The 15,956-nt window shown below is 59.4% G+C and carries 12 protein-coding genes; 5 read left to right on the forward strand and 7 right to left on the reverse strand.

Annotation, left to right across the window (positions count from 1 at the left end; genetic code table 11):
• Positions 1 to 152: 152 nt before the first annotated feature.
• Together A8C75_RS14935 and A8C75_RS14940 are read right to left on the reverse strand one after the other, a co-directional pair.
• Positions 153 to 3,653, reverse strand: a complete 3,501-nt coding sequence (locus tag A8C75_RS14935; RefSeq protein WP_067384040.1) for an acyl-[ACP]--phospholipid O-acyltransferase — start codon at positions 3,651 to 3,653, stop codon at positions 153 to 155.
• The gene (locus tag A8C75_RS14940; protein WP_067384043.1) at positions 3,650 to 4,261 is read right to left on the reverse strand and encodes a TetR/AcrR family transcriptional regulator; all 612 of its coding nucleotides are present in this window, start codon (positions 4,259 to 4,261) and stop codon (positions 3,650 to 3,652) included. Before A8C75_RS14940 ends, A8C75_RS14935 begins: the two co-directional genes overlap by 4 nt.
• Positions 4,262 to 4,530: 269 nt before the next feature.
• Between A8C75_RS14940 and A8C75_RS14945 the strand changes: the two genes are divergently transcribed.
• Positions 4,531 to 4,920, forward strand: a complete 390-nt coding sequence (locus A8C75_RS14945; RefSeq protein WP_067384046.1) for a hypothetical protein — start codon at positions 4,531 to 4,533, stop codon at positions 4,918 to 4,920.
• A 99-nt stretch (positions 4,921 to 5,019) separates the two neighbouring features.
• Here the strand turns inward: A8C75_RS14945 and A8C75_RS14950 are convergent, their stop codons facing one another.
• The 4 genes from A8C75_RS14950 to A8C75_RS14965 all read right to left on the reverse strand — a co-directional run bounded on the left by A8C75_RS14950 (position 5,020) and on the right by A8C75_RS14965 (position 9,638).
• On the reverse strand, positions 5,020 to 5,400 hold the full coding sequence (locus tag A8C75_RS14950) for a RidA family protein (RefSeq protein WP_067384049.1): 381 nt from the start codon (positions 5,398 to 5,400) through the stop codon (positions 5,020 to 5,022).
• Positions 5,401 to 5,483: 83 nt separating this feature from the next.
• Positions 5,484 to 7,061 carry a BCCT family transporter gene (locus A8C75_RS14955; protein WP_067384052.1) on the reverse strand — a complete coding sequence of 526 codons (1,578 nt, stop codon included), beginning with the start codon at positions 7,059 to 7,061 and terminating at the stop codon, positions 5,484 to 5,486.
• 53 nt (positions 7,062 to 7,114) lie between these two features.
• Positions 7,115 to 8,104 (reverse strand): dipeptidase, encoded by a 990-nt coding sequence (locus tag A8C75_RS14960; protein WP_193788199.1) that lies wholly within the window; start codon positions 8,102 to 8,104, stop codon positions 7,115 to 7,117.
• Positions 8,105 to 8,195: 91 nt separating this feature from the next.
• The gene (locus tag A8C75_RS14965; protein ID WP_067384055.1) at positions 8,196 to 9,638 is read right to left on the reverse strand and encodes an aldehyde dehydrogenase family protein; all 1,443 of its coding nucleotides are present in this window, start codon (positions 9,636 to 9,638) and stop codon (positions 8,196 to 8,198) included.
• Positions 9,639 to 9,728: 90 nt separating this feature from the next.
• Between A8C75_RS14965 and A8C75_RS14970 the strand changes: the two genes are divergently transcribed.
• The 4 genes from A8C75_RS14970 to A8C75_RS14985 all read left to right on the forward strand — a co-directional run bounded on the left by A8C75_RS14970 (position 9,729) and on the right by A8C75_RS14985 (position 14,247).
• Complete coding sequence (locus tag A8C75_RS14970; RefSeq protein ID WP_067384058.1) at positions 9,729 to 10,625, forward strand: LysR family transcriptional regulator; 897 nt, start codon at positions 9,729 to 9,731, stop codon at positions 10,623 to 10,625.
• A gap of 278 nt (positions 10,626 to 10,903) precedes the next feature.
• A complete protein-coding gene (locus A8C75_RS14975; protein ID WP_067384061.1) occupies positions 10,904 to 12,634 on the forward strand; it encodes a hypothetical protein in 1,731 nt (576 codons plus the stop codon).
• Complete coding sequence (locus tag A8C75_RS14980; RefSeq protein WP_067295934.1) at positions 12,634 to 13,383, forward strand: DUF3726 domain-containing protein; 750 nt, start codon at positions 12,634 to 12,636, stop codon at positions 13,381 to 13,383. The genes A8C75_RS14975 and A8C75_RS14980 overlap by 1 nt, the downstream gene beginning before the upstream one ends.
• A 141-nt stretch (positions 13,384 to 13,524) precedes the next feature.
• Complete coding sequence (locus A8C75_RS14985) at positions 13,525 to 14,247, forward strand: sulfite exporter TauE/SafE family protein (protein WP_067384064.1); 723 nt, start codon at positions 13,525 to 13,527, stop codon at positions 14,245 to 14,247.
• A 554-nt stretch (positions 14,248 to 14,801) separates the two neighbouring features.
• Here the strand turns inward: A8C75_RS14985 and trmA are convergent.
• Positions 14,802 to 15,890 carry a tRNA (uridine(54)-C5)-methyltransferase TrmA gene (gene trmA / locus A8C75_RS14990; protein WP_067384067.1) on the reverse strand — a complete coding sequence of 363 codons (1,089 nt, stop codon included), beginning with the start codon at positions 15,888 to 15,890 and terminating at the stop codon, positions 14,802 to 14,804.
• Positions 15,891 to 15,956: the final 66 nt, after the last annotated feature.

Raw genomic sequence — 15,956 nt, forward strand, 5'->3', positions numbered from 1 at the left:
ACTCCGCTCCTGTCGCCTGACGGCGACCAAATAATTTATCAAACACAATGCTATACCCTACTCTTTTGCTCGGGAATTATTCACGTTTTAAACGCTGCCGTCCAGTGCAGCCATGGAACCAATGCCCAATTACCACAGGGCCACAACCGCGCCTAACCGACTGCCGCTACTGCATTGCCGGCCGCCTCACTCAGCTGCTGCGCCTGCGCTCGCGCAGCACCAAAGTCACGCTTGCCACTGCCGAGCAGCGGGATCTCGTCCACGGCATAGATTTCGGATGGCTGCATCAGCGGCATCACTGTCTGCATTAACTGACTGCGCACCTGCTCGGGCTCCAGCTCCGAAGCCGCCATCAACAGCACCAGACGCTCGCCCTTGCGGGCATCGGGCAGCGCCACGGCCAGCAGGGCACAGTCCTGGGTATCGAGGCTCGCGGCTACGGCATCTTCCACTCCCTGCAGGCTGACCATCTCACCGCCGATCTTGGCAAAGCGGGCGTAGCGATCCAGGATATTGAGAAAGCCTTCCTCATCCAGCCGGCCCTTGTCGCCGGTGTTGTACCAGCGCAGCCCGTCGCGCTCGATAATAGCCGCCGCCGTGCGCTCAGGATCATTCAAATAGCCCCGCATGATCTGGGTGCCACCGATCAGCACCAGGCCTGCCTCACCGGTGGGCAGCTCCGCCAGGGTTTGCGGATCCACAATACGCACGGTGGACCCCGGCAATGCCAGCCCCACAGTGCCATCGCGGCTGCCGTGTTGCACCGTCCACCAGCGGGTATCCAGATGGTCCGGCAGATTCACCGTGGCCACAGGTGTGGTTTCAGTACAGCCATAACCCTCCAGCACCGGCACATGAAAGCGCGCCTCAAAGGCATCACGCACCGCAGGATCCAGCCGTTCGGCGCCGGCCACCATCAGCCGCAGAGACTGGAACATCAGCGGATGCAGCTTGCGATTGCGGGCATACAGACGCATGAAGGTCGAGGTGCCGCACATCAGGGTCGCCCTGAAACGCGCCACTCCCTTGCCGATATTCACCGCATCCGTGGGGTCCGGATGACACACCACCGGAATCCCCTCGATCAGCGGCAGCAGACAGGTGACCGTCAGGCCGAAGGCATGAAACAGCGGCAGCGTCGCCATCCAGCAGTCATCATCACGCACATTGAGCACGTCCCCAATTTGCTTGATGTTGGACAGAATATTGCGGTGACTCAGCATCACCCCCTTGGGCGCGCCCTCACTGCCGGAGGAAAACAGAATCGCCGCGGTATCATCGACCCTGGCGCGCCGGCACAACCAGGCCTGCAGCAGCGTTACGGGCATTAGCTGCACCGCCGCCAGCATGGCCAGCGACTCACACTTGCCGAAGGACTCCTTCAGGTCTTCCATATAGAGCACCGTACGCCCGGCAAACAACGCCTGGGTATCGATGCCCCGTGCTTCGAGGCGCACCAGAAACTGCCGTGCCGTGACGATAGTTTCAAGCCCCGCCTGGTCAGCCGCAGCCAGCAGCGCCTGGGGCGAGGCGGTAAAGTTCAGATTCACCAGCGCCTTGCCGGCCATCAGGGCCGCCATATTGGCAATGGCACCGGCGCTGGAGGTCGGCAGCAACAAGCCGATATTGGTTCCCGCTGTGCGCTTGAAGCGCCGACTAAAGAGCGCACAGGCACAGAGCAGACGCCCATAACCCATGGGCGTGCCGCGCACATCGCTGATAGCCCACTCGGCCGGCGCCTGGCGCGCGGTGCGGATAAACGCCTTGGGCAGGGTTTCCAGGGTATCGGTGTAGCAGTTCCAGGCATGGATCGACAGTTCGAACACGCGCTTTTTCACCTGCTCGGCGGTGCTGTGCAGCGGTGCCGGCGCGCCAAAAGCAACAATCAGATCCCGTTTCAGGCCGTTGCGGCGGCTCGCCTGCAAGCGACTGCTTGAGCGCGAGAAGCGGCTGCCCCAAAGACCGCGTAGATAAAAGGGTACTATCACCGCCCCTGCATCTGCGGCAATGCTTTCGCAGGCGCGCTCAAAACCCTTCTTGAAGGTCCCCAGCTGGCCGGTATGGCTGATGGAACCCTCGGGAAACAGGCACACAACCTTGCCCGCCTGCAGCAACTCGCTGACCCGCGCCAGCGCCGCACGGCTGTTGCCACCGGAGATCGGTATAACGCCAAACAGATCGAGAAAGCCGCGCAGGTACCAGCGCTCGTAAATACTGCGTTCCATTACAAAGTGCACATGCCGCGGACAGGCCATCTGCACCATGGCCCAGTCGAGCCAGCTGATATGATTGCCCAGCAGCAGGGTGCCGCGCCCATCCTCGGGGATATGCTCGAACCCCAGCACCTGCAGGCGATACTTGCGCTTGAGTACTGCCGCCATTATCAGGCGAATCAGCGCCTCAGGCAGGGTAATGATGGCGAACACGGCACCGGCCACGGCCAGCAGCGCCAGACCGTAGAGTAGCCAGAGTCCGGAAATGCCGGCATAGGCACAGAGCACGGTCAGGCCGAGGAAGCTCAGCATGGCCACATTCTGGATAAAGTTGTTGCCCGCCAGAATGCGCCCGCTATCGTGACGATCGGCATTGAACTGAATCAGGGCATTGAGCGGAATGATCATCAGGGCACCGAACAGACCGATCATCAGAAACAGCAGCGCCGAGAAGCCCAGGGACGCGGCATGGGGCAACAGCACCAGCCCCAGCGCCACCCCGCCGGCACCCAGCGGAATCAGGCCGGTATTGATATGGTGGCGCGACATGCGCCCGGCCAGCATGGAGCCTGCCATGATGCCGATGCCCGCCAGCGCCATGGTGCCCTGAATCACAAAGGTGTTCTGCTCGCCCAGGGTTTCCTTGGCAAAGGCCGGAAACACCGCCAGCATGACCTGGCTGATGGACCAGAAGGTCGCCAGGCCAATGATCGACAGCCAGATAGGCCTGATACCGGCGATATGGGACAGGTTGTTCGCAAGGGTACGGCCACGTCTGTACGCCGGCCAGTCAAACTGCAGACTGTTATCGGTCTGCGTCAGCGCCGGCAAGCGATGCGCCAGCACGGTTTCGAGCACCGCACCCGCCACCAGGAACCAGCCCAGCGGCGCAATTTTCTGCACCACTTCGGCGGGGTCCTGCGGCAACTGCAGCAGCCCTTCAAGGCGCATCTCAAACAATAGCGAGAACACGACTATGCCCGACAGTATCGCCACCATGGTAGCCGCCTGAATCCAGCCGTTACCCTCACTGAGACGACTGGTTCCCACCAGTTCGCGGATATAGCCGTACTTGGACGGCGAGTAAAACGCACTCTGCAACGCCAGCACAAAGGTCAGGCCGAAGGCCGCAACAAACCAGCCCTGGTAATAACACAGGGTAATAAGCAGTGTCACCAGCACCCCGGCCCAGGCAGAAAAGCGCATCACCCGGTGCTTGGGGTACTTGTCCGAGATAAAGCCCGCAGGCGTGAACAGCATGATGAAAGGCAGCAGGATCAGACCATTGACGACGGCGGTCAGCAGTATCTGTTGCTGGCCGTCAAAGGTCTTGAACAGGGTATTCTGGATAATGATCTTGTGACCCAGATCCACAAAGGCATTGATAAAGGCCACCGACACAAAGGCCAGAAACCCGCGCAGCTTGAAAAGTTCACTCATGTCCGGCTCTCCCTGTTCAATCTCCAGCCATCCAGGTGGTAATCCACCAGGGTTACCAGCATCTGCTCCTGCTTGCCCTGGGGCGGCAAAAACAGCTTGTCCCGCAGCTGCAGAACCGCCACACCATGAACGCCACTCCAGAGCGTACGGGCGGTCAGTGCCAATTCCTCTGCAGAGACCTCTGGCGCCAGCTCGCCAAGGCAAAGCTCCAACTGCGAAAACAGCCGCCCAATAGACTCATTCAGCCAGGCCGGCACCTGCAGCGTTTCGGGTGTTCGATGCTCAAACAGCAGACTCCAGCGCTCGGGCCAGCGGGCCGCAAAGGCGACATAACAGAGCGCATAGGCCTTGAGTGCCTCGCGCGGCGCCAGCTCGCCCAGCGCATCAAGTTCATCCAGCAGCTGTTTAAGGGTGCGGGCATTCAGCTGCCAGCACAAATCATCAAGACTGCTGAATACCGAATAGAGGGTTGCGGCCGAATAGCCAATCTCCGCCGCGATGCGACGGGTGCTCAGTACCGCTATGCCCTGCTCGTCCAGCAGGCGCTCGGCGGCACAGAGCGCGAGCTCGGTGAGCGCTTCACGGGAATGTTCTCGGCGTCGGGCCATGACTGCCTCCGCAGATCAATTGTTTAATAAACAGTGTTCAGGAATAAAGGCGAGATTACTAAACAGTGTTCAGGAAGTAAACACAGACCCGCAAAAAAACCGGCACCCCTCGAAATCACCCGTCATGGCGAAGGACGACCCAATGCTGGGACCCTGATAAATCCGCGCTTGATTTTAGGCGCTAAAAGCCTGTATTTTTTGCCCAACCCTTCCATAATAGGCGACAGGCATTTTCGCCCCTCGCTGCTACGCAAAAAAACCGGACATTGATGAGCAATGACAATATAACCGAGTGGCTCATGTCACTCAGCATGGAAGAACTTCTCGACCTTGATTACAAACTCAAGGCGAAAATAAAGACAATGGCGCAGGAAAAAGCCGCAGAACAAGAACGCCTTGAACAGGCACGCCTGGAACAAATGCGCCTGGACAAGGAGCACCAGGAACGTCAGGAGCAGGAAGCGAAAGAGCGCGCCAAAACCACCCCAGGTGTCCGGCCACTGCCCACCAACCTGTACGCAAGTGTCGATCAGCTGGCGGCCAGCCAGGGTCTGGATATCAGTGGCCTGATGAATGAAATCGCCCGCAAGGCAGCCCAAAAGCCCAAACCCAAGCCCAAAACCGGCTCGGGGCATAACTCGGGCAATGGCCGGCGCTAAGCAGCACACTCAACTCCAGAACGAAAAAACCGCCGCTCCCCAGGGGAGCGGCGGTACGCAAAAATGATCACAATATCGCCAACCATTTAACGCTACTGATCAGACGCTGGGAACGGCCGCATAGGCCACCACTTCGACCAGCATTTCCTCCCGGGCAAGACCTGCAATAACCATGGCTGCCCGGTTAGGATAAGGTGCATTGAAATACTGCCCGTAGACCTGATTGAATACCGGCAGAAAGGCTCGATCCGTCACATAGATCAACACCTGGGTTACATCCTGCATGCCAAGGCCGGCAGCCTCGATGGTGTGCTTCAGGTTATCCATCGTCTGGCGGCTCTGGGCTTCAATACCACCCTCGACAACCTGGCCGGCCGTGTCGATGGGAATCTGCGCTGTGTAGAGAGTTCCGTTACCGATCACCGCCCATTCCAGCGGCGCCTTGGAGGCATACAGGTCGGTTTTGACAATCTGTTTCATAGGCCCTGGGGCTCCCGAGTCGTATTTTAAAGTACACACACAGGGATGCGGGGCCAGCAACAGCCGCCCCCACTCCCCTGCTTTTAATCAATCAGCTTTTGTTCACGCGCCATCTGCAGGGCAATCTTGGGTGCCGTCCACAAGGACGGCAGCAGCACCAGGGAAACCGGCACAGCGGTCACCACGATAAAGGACTGCAGCGCCGAGATACCGCCGGAGCCGATGGAGATCAGCAGCGCCGCCACTACACCCATCATGATGCCCCAGAAGACCCGCACCGCACTTTGCGGATGATCGGTGCCGGTCATGACCATGGACACCGCATAGGTCATGGAGTCGCCGGTGGTGGCCACGAAGATGGTGGTCAGAATCAGGAAGAGCACCGAGATAACGAAGCCCATGGGCAGCTGTTCGGTGATCGCCAGCAAGGCCGCCGGCAGGTTGAATCCTGTAAAGGGTTCGGAGATGACGCCGGGGTTGGCCAGCTCAAATGCCAGGCCGCTGCCACCGACAATGGTGAACCAGAAGCAGGTAATCACCGGCGCCACCACCGAGATCAGCAGCACCAACTCGCGGATGGTACGGCCGCGGGAGATGCGTGCAACGAACATCGCCATCAGCGGACCATAGCCCAGGAACCAGCCCCAGAAAAACACCGTCCACCAGTCAAGCCAGCCGGGGCTTGCACGGAAGGTCGCCATGGGAATGAACTTGTCCAGGTAGAGGCCAAAACCCTGCAGGAAGCCGTCGATGATAAAGGCCGTGGGTCCGAAGAACAGGATGAAGGCCATCAAAATGACCGCCAGAATAACGTTGGCGCGACTGAGCAACTGAATACCCTTGGTCACACCACTGACAGCGGACAGCGTATAGATCGCCATCAGACCCACCAGGATAGCGACCTGGGTGCTGTAGGTATCCGGAATGCCAAAGAGTTTTTCCAGCCCGAAGCTGACCTGCAGACCGAGAAAGCCGATCGGTCCCACGGTGCCGGCCACCACCGCCAGCACACAGCAGGAATCCACCAGGGTGCCGAAGGGACCTGTCATGACACGGTCACCGAACACCGGATACAGCAGGGTACGCGGCTTGAGCGGCAGCCCCTTCTCATAGTGCAGGTACATGTAAACGATGCCGGTCAGGCTGCCGAGGATAGCCCAGGCCAGAAAACCCCAGTGCATGAAGCTCTGGGCCAGGGCGTTATAGGCCGCCTGCGCAGTACCTGTCTCATTGCCGGCACCGACAAACAGCGGTGGCGGCGAGGTAAAGTGCGCCATGGGCTCAGCCGCGGCCCAGAAGACACCACCGCCTGCCAGCAGGGTGCACATGATGATGCAGATCCACTTGAAGGTGGATATCTCCGGCACCTTGATGCCGCCCAGTACCACGGCACCGGTACGCCCAATCGCCAGGCACAGGCCAACCACGAAGGTCAGCAGCAACAGCACCTGCCAATAGGCGCCGAACAGCTTGGTCGAGGCCGCAAAGGCACTGTTGACCCAGGCTGACATCAGATCGATGTCATAGAGCGCGAAAACCACGAACAGCAGCAAAGCGCCGCCGCTGAGGCAGAACACCGGCAGATCCACATCTGCCAGCAGTTTTTGCTTGGGGAGCGACGCAGTGGCGTGCGCTGCCGGGGCCGGATTGTTGTTATTCATGCTAGCCTCCTGAGATATTCCCATATGGGAAAGAATCACCTGATCAGTCGAATTCAGCCCTGGGGCTGCAACCCCTGATCAAGAAAGTTGAGCCAGTTAAGCCCCATGATCCGCGCCACATCCTCGGCGCTGAAACCGCGTTTGAGCAGCCCTGCGGTGATATTGGGGAAGTCGCGACTGTCACGGAACCAGGACAGCGGCTGCGGCCACTGCGAATTGGCCGCGGAGCCTTCGCCGTAGTCCATGACCTTGGACCAGCGACCATTGCGCATCCATTCCAGCACCGACAGCGGCTGGTCCTGACACAGGTCGGTACCTATACCGATCTGCTCGATGCCCATGATGTCGGCGGTGCGTGCGACCATGTCGCAGAAATCATCCAGGCTGCAGTCCGAGCCGTTCTTCAGATGGAACGGATACAGGCTGAAGCCCAGCAGTCCGCCTGATTCGCCCAGCGCCTGCAGCACCTTGTCGGACTTGTTGCGCTTGGCTTCGTGGAAGAAATCCGGGTTGGCGTGGGAGATCACGATCGGGCGCTGCGAATACTCGATAGCCTCCAGCGTGCTGCGCTCGGCGCTGTGGGACATGTCCACAATCATGCCGACGCGGTTCATCTCGCCGACCACCTGCTTGCCGAAGCGGGTCAAACCGCTGTCGTCGGACTCATAGCAACCGGTCGCCAGCAGGCTCTGGTTGTTATAGGTCAGCTGCATGATCATGAGATTCAGTTCGCGGAACACTTCAATCAGGGCAATTTCGTCCTCGATCGGGGAGCAGTTCTGGGCGCCGAATATAATGCCGACCTTGCCCAGCGCCTTGGCGCGTCTGATATCACCGGCATTGCGCACCGGCATGATCAGATCGCCGTGCTGCTCGAAACGCAGGTTCCACTCTCCCAGACGGGTCAGAGTTTCACGGGCGTTTTCGTGGTAGACGATAGTCACGTGTACCGCCGTCACTCCGCCTTCACGCAGTTGTTCGAAAATGCCGCGATCCCAGTGGGAATACTGCAGACCGTCGATCACTATCAGTTCGTTATGCATCGGATGGCCCCCGCAAAAAGGTAAAAAACAGCTAATTAGGGGCGATACTCACCCCGGCCGGAGCCGCAGTGAGCACGCCTTCACCGCCTGATCAGGCGCGGATATAGGTGGTCTTGACGACGGTGTAGAACTCGCGGGCATAGCTGCCCTGCTCCCGCGGACCAAAGCTGGAATTCTTGCGACCGCCGAAGGGCACGTGGTAATCGGTGCCAGCGGTTGGCAGGTTCACCATCACGCAACCGGTCTTGGCGCGGCGCTTGAATTCGCTGGCGTATTTCAGTGACTGGGTCATGATGCCGCCGGTCAGGCCGAACTCAGTGTCATTCAGGGTCGCCAGAGCTTCCTCGAAATCCTTCACCTTGATCACGCAGGCCAGGGGCGCGAAGGCCTCTTCGCGGTTAACTGTCATGGCGTTGGTGCTGTCGACGAAGAGCGCCGGCTGCATGTAGTAACCTTCGGTGGACGCCTGGATACGCTCGCCACCAAACACCAGACGGGCACCTTCCTGCTTGGCCAGCTCAACGTAACGCAGGTTCTGCTCCAGCTGACGGGCATCGGCCACAGCACCTATATGCACGCCCTCTTCCAGCGGGTTGCCGACGCGAATCAGCTTCAGACGCTCGATCACAGCGTCCACGAAACGGTCATGAATGCCTTCGGTCACGATCAGGCGCGAGGACGCGGTGCACTTCTGCCCGGTACCGAAGAAGGCGCCGCTGACGGCACATTCGACCGCCTGCTCAAGATCCGCATCATCCAGTACCACCAGGGCGTTCTTGGAGCCCATTTCCAGCTGGCACTTGACCAGGTTCACCGCGGTGGCGGCGGCGACCTTGCGGCCGGTTTCCAGCGAACCGGTAAAGGTCAGGGCGTTGATACGCCTGGAGTGAATCAGTGTATCGCCCACCGCAGAGCCCGGACCCATGACCAGGTTAAAGGTGCCTGCGGGCAGGCCCTGGCGGGAGATAATTTCGGTCAGCGCCCAGGCGCTGGCCGGAACCTGGTTGGCCGGCTTGAAGACAACGGCGTTACCAAAGGCCAGCGCCGGTGCAATTTTCCAGGCACCGGTGGCCATCGGGAAGTTCCAGGGGGTAATGATACCGATCACGCCAACAGGTTCGCGGCGGGTTTCGATTTCTACGCCGGGGCGCACAGAATCAGCGGTTTCGCCCATCTGGCGCAGCACTTCGGCGGCGTAATAGTGGAAGAACTGACCGGAGCGGTAGACTTCACCCGCGCCTTCGGCCAGGGTCTTGCCTTCTTCGCGGGCCAGCAGGCGGCCCAGCTCATCCTTGCGGGCAATCAGCTCGTCGCCAACGGCCATCAGTACCGTATAACGCTGTTCCAGACCGCTCTGCTCCCAGGCTTCCTGGCCACGCACGGCGGCTTCAATCGCCAGCTCAGTCTGAGCGGCATCGGCCTGCGCATAGTGCCCAACCAGATCACTGATATCGGACGGGCTGATATTGGCAACGCTTGAGCTACCCTCAACCCAGTTGCCATCGATGTAGTTACCGTAAATTGCGTCAGACATATGCACCTCCTATTCGTTGCTTGCATACTAGACCGGGTAGATTAATAATAAAAATTAATAGTAAATATCATTAGATAAGGAAAACTTACCATGCTGGCCGAACTGAAGATTGCGCAGCTACGCCATTTTGTCTGGGTGGCCGAGCTGAAAGGCTTTCACGCCGCCGCCGAAAAGGCCCATCGCACCCAGCCGGCCATTTCACTGTCGATACGGGACCTGGAGAATAAGCTGGGGGAAGGCCTGTTCGAGAAACGCAACGCCAAGACCGCCAAGGCGGAGCTCACGCCCTTCGGGCAACACTTCCTGCCCCAGGCCAAGGAACTGATTGCCCACCATGACCGTATCGCCCAGGACATGGCGCTGCTGGTACAGCACAAGACCGGACATCTGCGCCTCGCTGCGGTGCCCTCAATCGCCAGCCGCATGCTGCCCGACATTCTGCAGCGCTTCATGGCCAATACGCCGGAGCTGCACCTGAGCATCTTTGACGCCAACTCCGATACGGTGCTGGAAATGGTGGAGAACCGGCAGGTGGATTTTGGCATTGCCAGCCTGTGGGAGACTCAAAGCGACAAGACCTTTATACCCGTGTGGGAAGATCGCATCGGCGTTGTCTGTCACTGTGACCATCCGCTGGCCAATGAAACCCGCCTGAACTGGAAGCAGCTGCGTGGCCACCGCCAGATCAGCAACGGCACCACTCGGCTGCTGGCCAACAGCGCCGCCGAGGAGCTGATCGACAGCGCCCAGTTCTACATCTCCAACATGATCTCGCTGATTGCCATGCTGGATGCCGGCATGGGGATCACCACCCTGCCCTGGTTCGCCTTTCCCCAGGACAACCCGAATCTGAAATTCATTCCGCTGGCCGATCCAGAGGTGATACGCCAGATCGGCATCCTCAGCCAGGCCGACCGGTCCCTGACACCGCCGGCCCAGGCCCTGGTGGATTTTATCCTTGATAGCGAGGGGCGGCTGGCGCAGTAATAAAGGCAGCTGCAAGGAGAAAGGTACGAGGGGCAAGAAAAAGCGAAAGGAACGAATAAGTGTTATTCGTCATTTTAGCGGACGTTATTTGAAAATCTTATCAAATGATTGAACGAACTGATTTGTACGGATAGCTGAAACGGATGAGTATTCACTCACCATCAAACGGATATTGCCGCCACCCAGCCTGGCGGGCATCTGTTTCTGCGCACAGGCCTATAACCGCATATTAGCGGGATTGCCGGGGCACCATTTTCAGCTGTACGAGGATAACAACAATGATCAATCCTGCTGTCATCCAGGCCGAACTCAAGGGCCCCGGCGCACTCGCCCTCAGACCCGCCAGCCAGGTCATGGATCTGGAGCGTCTGGGCAGCCTGCATCAGAGCCGGTTGAGCTTTATGCGTACCCTGGTGCGACGCATCATGCGCGAGCGCTGGAAGATCGAGGCCGTGCGGCTGGAGCTGGACAACGACGGTTACGGCACCGTGGTCTATCGTATTCAGACTCCCACCTGTCTCTACAGCTTTGTGCTGTTTTCCAGCTACCTGGCGCCTGAAGATCGCAACGACCGCGTAATCGCCACCCAGTGGGATCTGACCATGGCGCTGTGCGAGGGCGACGTCGATGAGGCCTACGTTGAGCAGCTGCGCCAGAACGTACCCAAACAGGAGGCCGGTCGCGTCGATGCCCGCGTCTTTGTTCTGTCCAGAGCCAACCGCAGCGCCCGCAACTTCGACTATGTGGTCGATCAGCTCGCCAAAGGTGAACAGCCGGACCTAAAGCGCATTACCCAGGTCGGTTATCTGTATCGCACCACGGCTGTCTATGGCAGCGGCAAGCTGGGCATGGCCGACTGGCAAAAGGTTGCAGCGCGCCACAGTGACTTCGCCCGTCCCTTTGCGGCGGAAATGTTTACCTGTTTCATGTTGCGCAACTTCAGCCTGACCCAGGTCGAGCACATTGCCAGAGCCCGTGCGCCCGAGCAGGCCGTGGCCATGCAGCCACAGATCAAGCGCTATTTCGGCATCGGCAACTCTACGGGCCTTGGCATGGCACCCTACCTCATCAATCATCCGCTACTGATCAGCCGCTGGATCGAGATGCGCGAACTGGCCCTGGCCCGCATCCGCGCCTTTGGCGTGCCCGGCACCGAGCGCCTGGCGCGCTTCAAGACCCTGGCCGCCCGAGCACACCAGCACACCCTGGAAATCGTCACTGAAGATGCCTGGCAGACCGGCAAGAACCAGCAGGTGATTGAGGATCTGGCAGCGCTACAAAGCCACCTGGCTAAACAGCCGCTGCGTGACTGGAACAGCCTGATCGCCTGGGCCGAGCAGCACTGCAGCCTGCAGGGCCAGGAGATGGTCAACTCCATCCTGCTTGAGGTCTACCCGGATCTGGTGGACGAACTGGAAGACTACACCTGCGTCGGTGAGCATCAGGATCTGGCGCCCGGCATGTCGGTATCGGAACTGAAAGCGCTGATTGAAGAGCGCTATCGCTGGGCGCTGGATATCGACTTCAGCGCCCCAAGCGCCACCGAAACCTTCTGGTACCGTTCGCAGGAAAAACAGGAGCCGCGCCTGGGCGGCAGCGAACTCGATTGCGGCCGCGCCAAACAGATGCCCCTGGGCATTGGTCTGCGCGTTGTGCAGTGCTACCAGGGCCTGTGCGATTATGCCGCGCAGCACCCCGAACACAGCTGCGCCTATTTCCTGTTTCTGAAGCCGGAATACCGCGGCATAGTGCGCCGTATCCAGAGTCTGCGCCACAGCCTCTATGGCGATATTCAGGCCAACCTGCTGGATCAGGATGTGCTGCCCATGCACCTGCTGCGCTGCAAGCTGGCGTTCTTCGGGGTCAGCAAGTTCGATCCCCGCTCCCGCCTGTGGGTGCGCAACACCATGTTCCAGGGCGCACCGCTGCTGGATGATATAGGCCAGCCATTTGACGACGACTGGTTCCTGCCCCTGACTCCGGCCATCGACACCGAGGACGCCCGCTGATGCGTATTTCACTGAACGAACTGAATGCGACCCTCAAGCGTTCCTTCGAGGGCATGAACTATTTCGTCGGCACCTATGAAGATGCCGCCCAGATGGTCAGCTGGCTTGAAATGCACGGTGAACAGGGTTTCGGTGAACTCGAACGCGCCCTGGCCTACGTCAACGATGAGGACAAGGCACCGGTGGAACTGCTGTTCGAAGACGCCAGCTCCGCCATCGTCGACTGTCACGGCCGCAGCGCACTGAACAGCCTGGCACTGGTGCTGGATCTGGCCCACGCCAAAGCGCTCAAGGCCGGCATCGCCACACTCAAGGTGCAACACTGTCACAACCGCAAGTTCATTCTCAAGCTGCTGGCCGACTGTGGCCGGCGCGGCATCAGCATGATGGCCTACTGGCAGAACGGCACTCAGCCGGCCACCGAACACGTTGCCAGCATCAGCGCCGGCGAGCAGTATCCGCGCTACAGCGAAGCGGTGCTGAAGGCCGACTGCAGCCCGCTGGAAAAACAGACCATGACGCTGATCTGCAGCGACCGGGTCAATATAGCGGCGCAGCTGATGTCCAGCCCGAATGACCGGGTGAGCTGTCGCAGCGTGGAGCCCGCCACCTTCGCCGCCACCGGTCTGGCCACTCTGGAGAGCGGCATCGAGATCAGCGAAGCCCTGTGGCAGACCTTTAACCAGCTCGGCGAAAAGGTGCTGGTCGAAAATACCGAAGCCTCGCGCCAGGGCGCAGGCGGGCGCTAAGCAAACTCGCGACCTGGACCATGCAGAACCGAGAACTGGCAGGCGCGCAGAGGCGTGCGCTGGACTATAATGTCGCCCCTTGCTGCGGGTCCCGCTGACCCGCAGCGTCGCGTTCATGACTTTCGGTACACAGGACCTGCAATGATCTATAGCCTTTGGGACCTGCTGGCCCTGCTTATCGTAACCGTCGGCATTGCTCTGCAGGGCGTTGTCGGCATTGGCTTTGGCCTGGTCGCAGCGCCGCTGCTGTTTCTGATAGACCCGCTCTATATCCCGGTATCACTGATTATTCTGGGTGCTCTGCTGTCCGGATACATGGTCGCCAAGGGGCGGCATCATCTGTCCTGGCGCCGCCTGATGCCGGCGCTGATCGCCCGGGTGCCGGGCTCCTGGCTGGGAGCACTGCTACTGGCCTCGGTATCCCCTGCCATCCTGAGCCTGATTCTGGGCAGCACACTGCTGCTGTCCGTCGCACTTAGCTGGCGCAATACCTTCAACATCACCATGTCGACACGTTCGCTCTCCATCGCCGGCTTTTTCTCCGGCCTTATCGGCACCGCGACCTCCGTGGGCGGCCCACCCATGGCACTGGTGTATCAGGAATCCAATGTACTCACGGCCCGCAGCGAGCTGGCAGCCTTTTTTCTGGCAGGTCTGCCCATCACACTTATCATGCTGGCGATCACCGGCAGCCTGCCGATGGAGTCACTGCTGCTAACGCTGAAGATGGCTCCAGGCCTGGTGGCCGGCGTCTTTGTCGCTCGACGCATCGACCGCTACGTCGACAAGCAGAGCGCCAAGCCGCTGCTGCTGTCGATTTCGCTGCTCGGGGCTGTGCTGGTGCTGATACAGGGACTGCTCTGATGCAGCCCCTAGGAGACTCGCAAACTACTGCGAACCACCTGACTCTTTAACAATGAGAGGGGCCGGTTTGCGTGCTGCTTTGCGTTAAATAGAACGTCACAACACAGTTCAATCGCATGGGTAACACTTTGCTGAAAACCAGTATGTCTTGGAACCTGGATCTGCAGTGCTGGCGGGTACTTCGAGGGTGTTTGACAGTCTGTATTTCGCCTGTGGGCGACATACTTTCTTTGCTCGTGCAAAGAAAGTATGCAAGGCCTTTTACCTTGAAGAATACGCCCCGATGAAACCTTTTCGCTGCGCTCTCGGACGATCTTTCGGGCGCCGGCCTTCAAGGTAAGGAGTTGGCACGTCTTTTTATCGAATCTGCGGATCGACAGTCCCTGTCTCGCCCCTGCGGGCCTGATCGCACACTGACGCCAGTGCTCGCCGGCACTCATAAGGGGGAACAAGAGCCGCTCTGATGTCTCGGTGAAATGAAGCAGGGTTCGGCTGGCAATGACTCGCTTACCGGTACGGCGGTACCGCCGTACCGGTAAGCGAGTCAGGGCTGGTTATCTGCGGGTGAGATAGACGCCACATTCCAGGTGATGGGTATAGGGGAACTGATCAAAAATCGCGAAGCGCTCGATCTGGTGGGTCTGGGTCAAGTCCGCCAGATTGGCTTTCAGCGACTCGGGATTGCACGAAATATAAACGATATGCTGATACTCGCTGACCTGCACCACTGTATCGGCATCCAGCCCTGAGCGCGGCGGATCCACCAGTACTGTGGTGAAGTTGCAGCTGGCCAGATCCAGATGCGCGGTACGCCGCGCTGTGCGCTCACCCTTGAGCACCTGGGAAAAATCCTCCGATGCCATGCGCACTACATCAATATTGTCGATACCGTTCTCGGCGATATTGAATTCAGCGGCGCGCACCGACACCTTGGCAATTTCTGTGGCCACCACGCGGCCAAAATTCTGTGCCAGCGGCAACGTGAAATTGCCATTGCCGCAGTACAGCTCGACCAGATCGCCACCGGCGCCTTTGGTCACATCCAGCGCCCAGCCAATCATGGAGCGACAGACTTCGGCGTTAGGCTGGGTAAAGCAGTTTTCCACCTGCTTGTAGCGATACTCGCGGCCATTAATATCCAGCCGTTCAATCACATGATCACGCCCCAGTTCTTTCTTGCTCTTGCGCGAACGGCCAATAATTTCAATATCAAACTGCTCGGCCAGCGCTCTGGCCGCCGTTTCCCACTCATTTTCAATGGGGCGGTGATACAGCAGCGTCACCAGCAGCTCACCCGACAGGGTGCTGAGAAAATCGATCTGGAACAGGCGAAAGCGCAACGCAGGGTCGGCCTTGATCACGTCCAGCATGGCGAACATGACATCATGAATGCGGCGCGACACCATGGGGCAGGTGTCCAGACGCACCGGAATCTTCTTGTCGCCGGGCTCGAACATCACGTAGTACAGATCATCGCCATCATGCCAGACCCGGAACTCCGCCCGCATGCGATAGTGCTCCGGCGGCGACGCAAAGACTTCAACCTCGGGCAGCGCAAAGTCGACGAAGTCGTCACGCACAGACGCGCACTTTTCGCGCAGCAGCGCCTCGTAGAGGGTCGGGTCAACGTTGGGTATGGCCATGAAAGTGCTATCCGGGATCTGTCGGGAAAGCGCGGCATTCTAACAGCCCCGCCGTCGCCATCAAAG

Origin of the sequence: Marinobacterium aestuarii (assembly GCF_001651805.1) — a bacterium.
GTDB lineage: Bacteria > Pseudomonadota > Gammaproteobacteria > Pseudomonadales > Balneatricaceae > Marinobacterium_A > Marinobacterium_A aestuarii.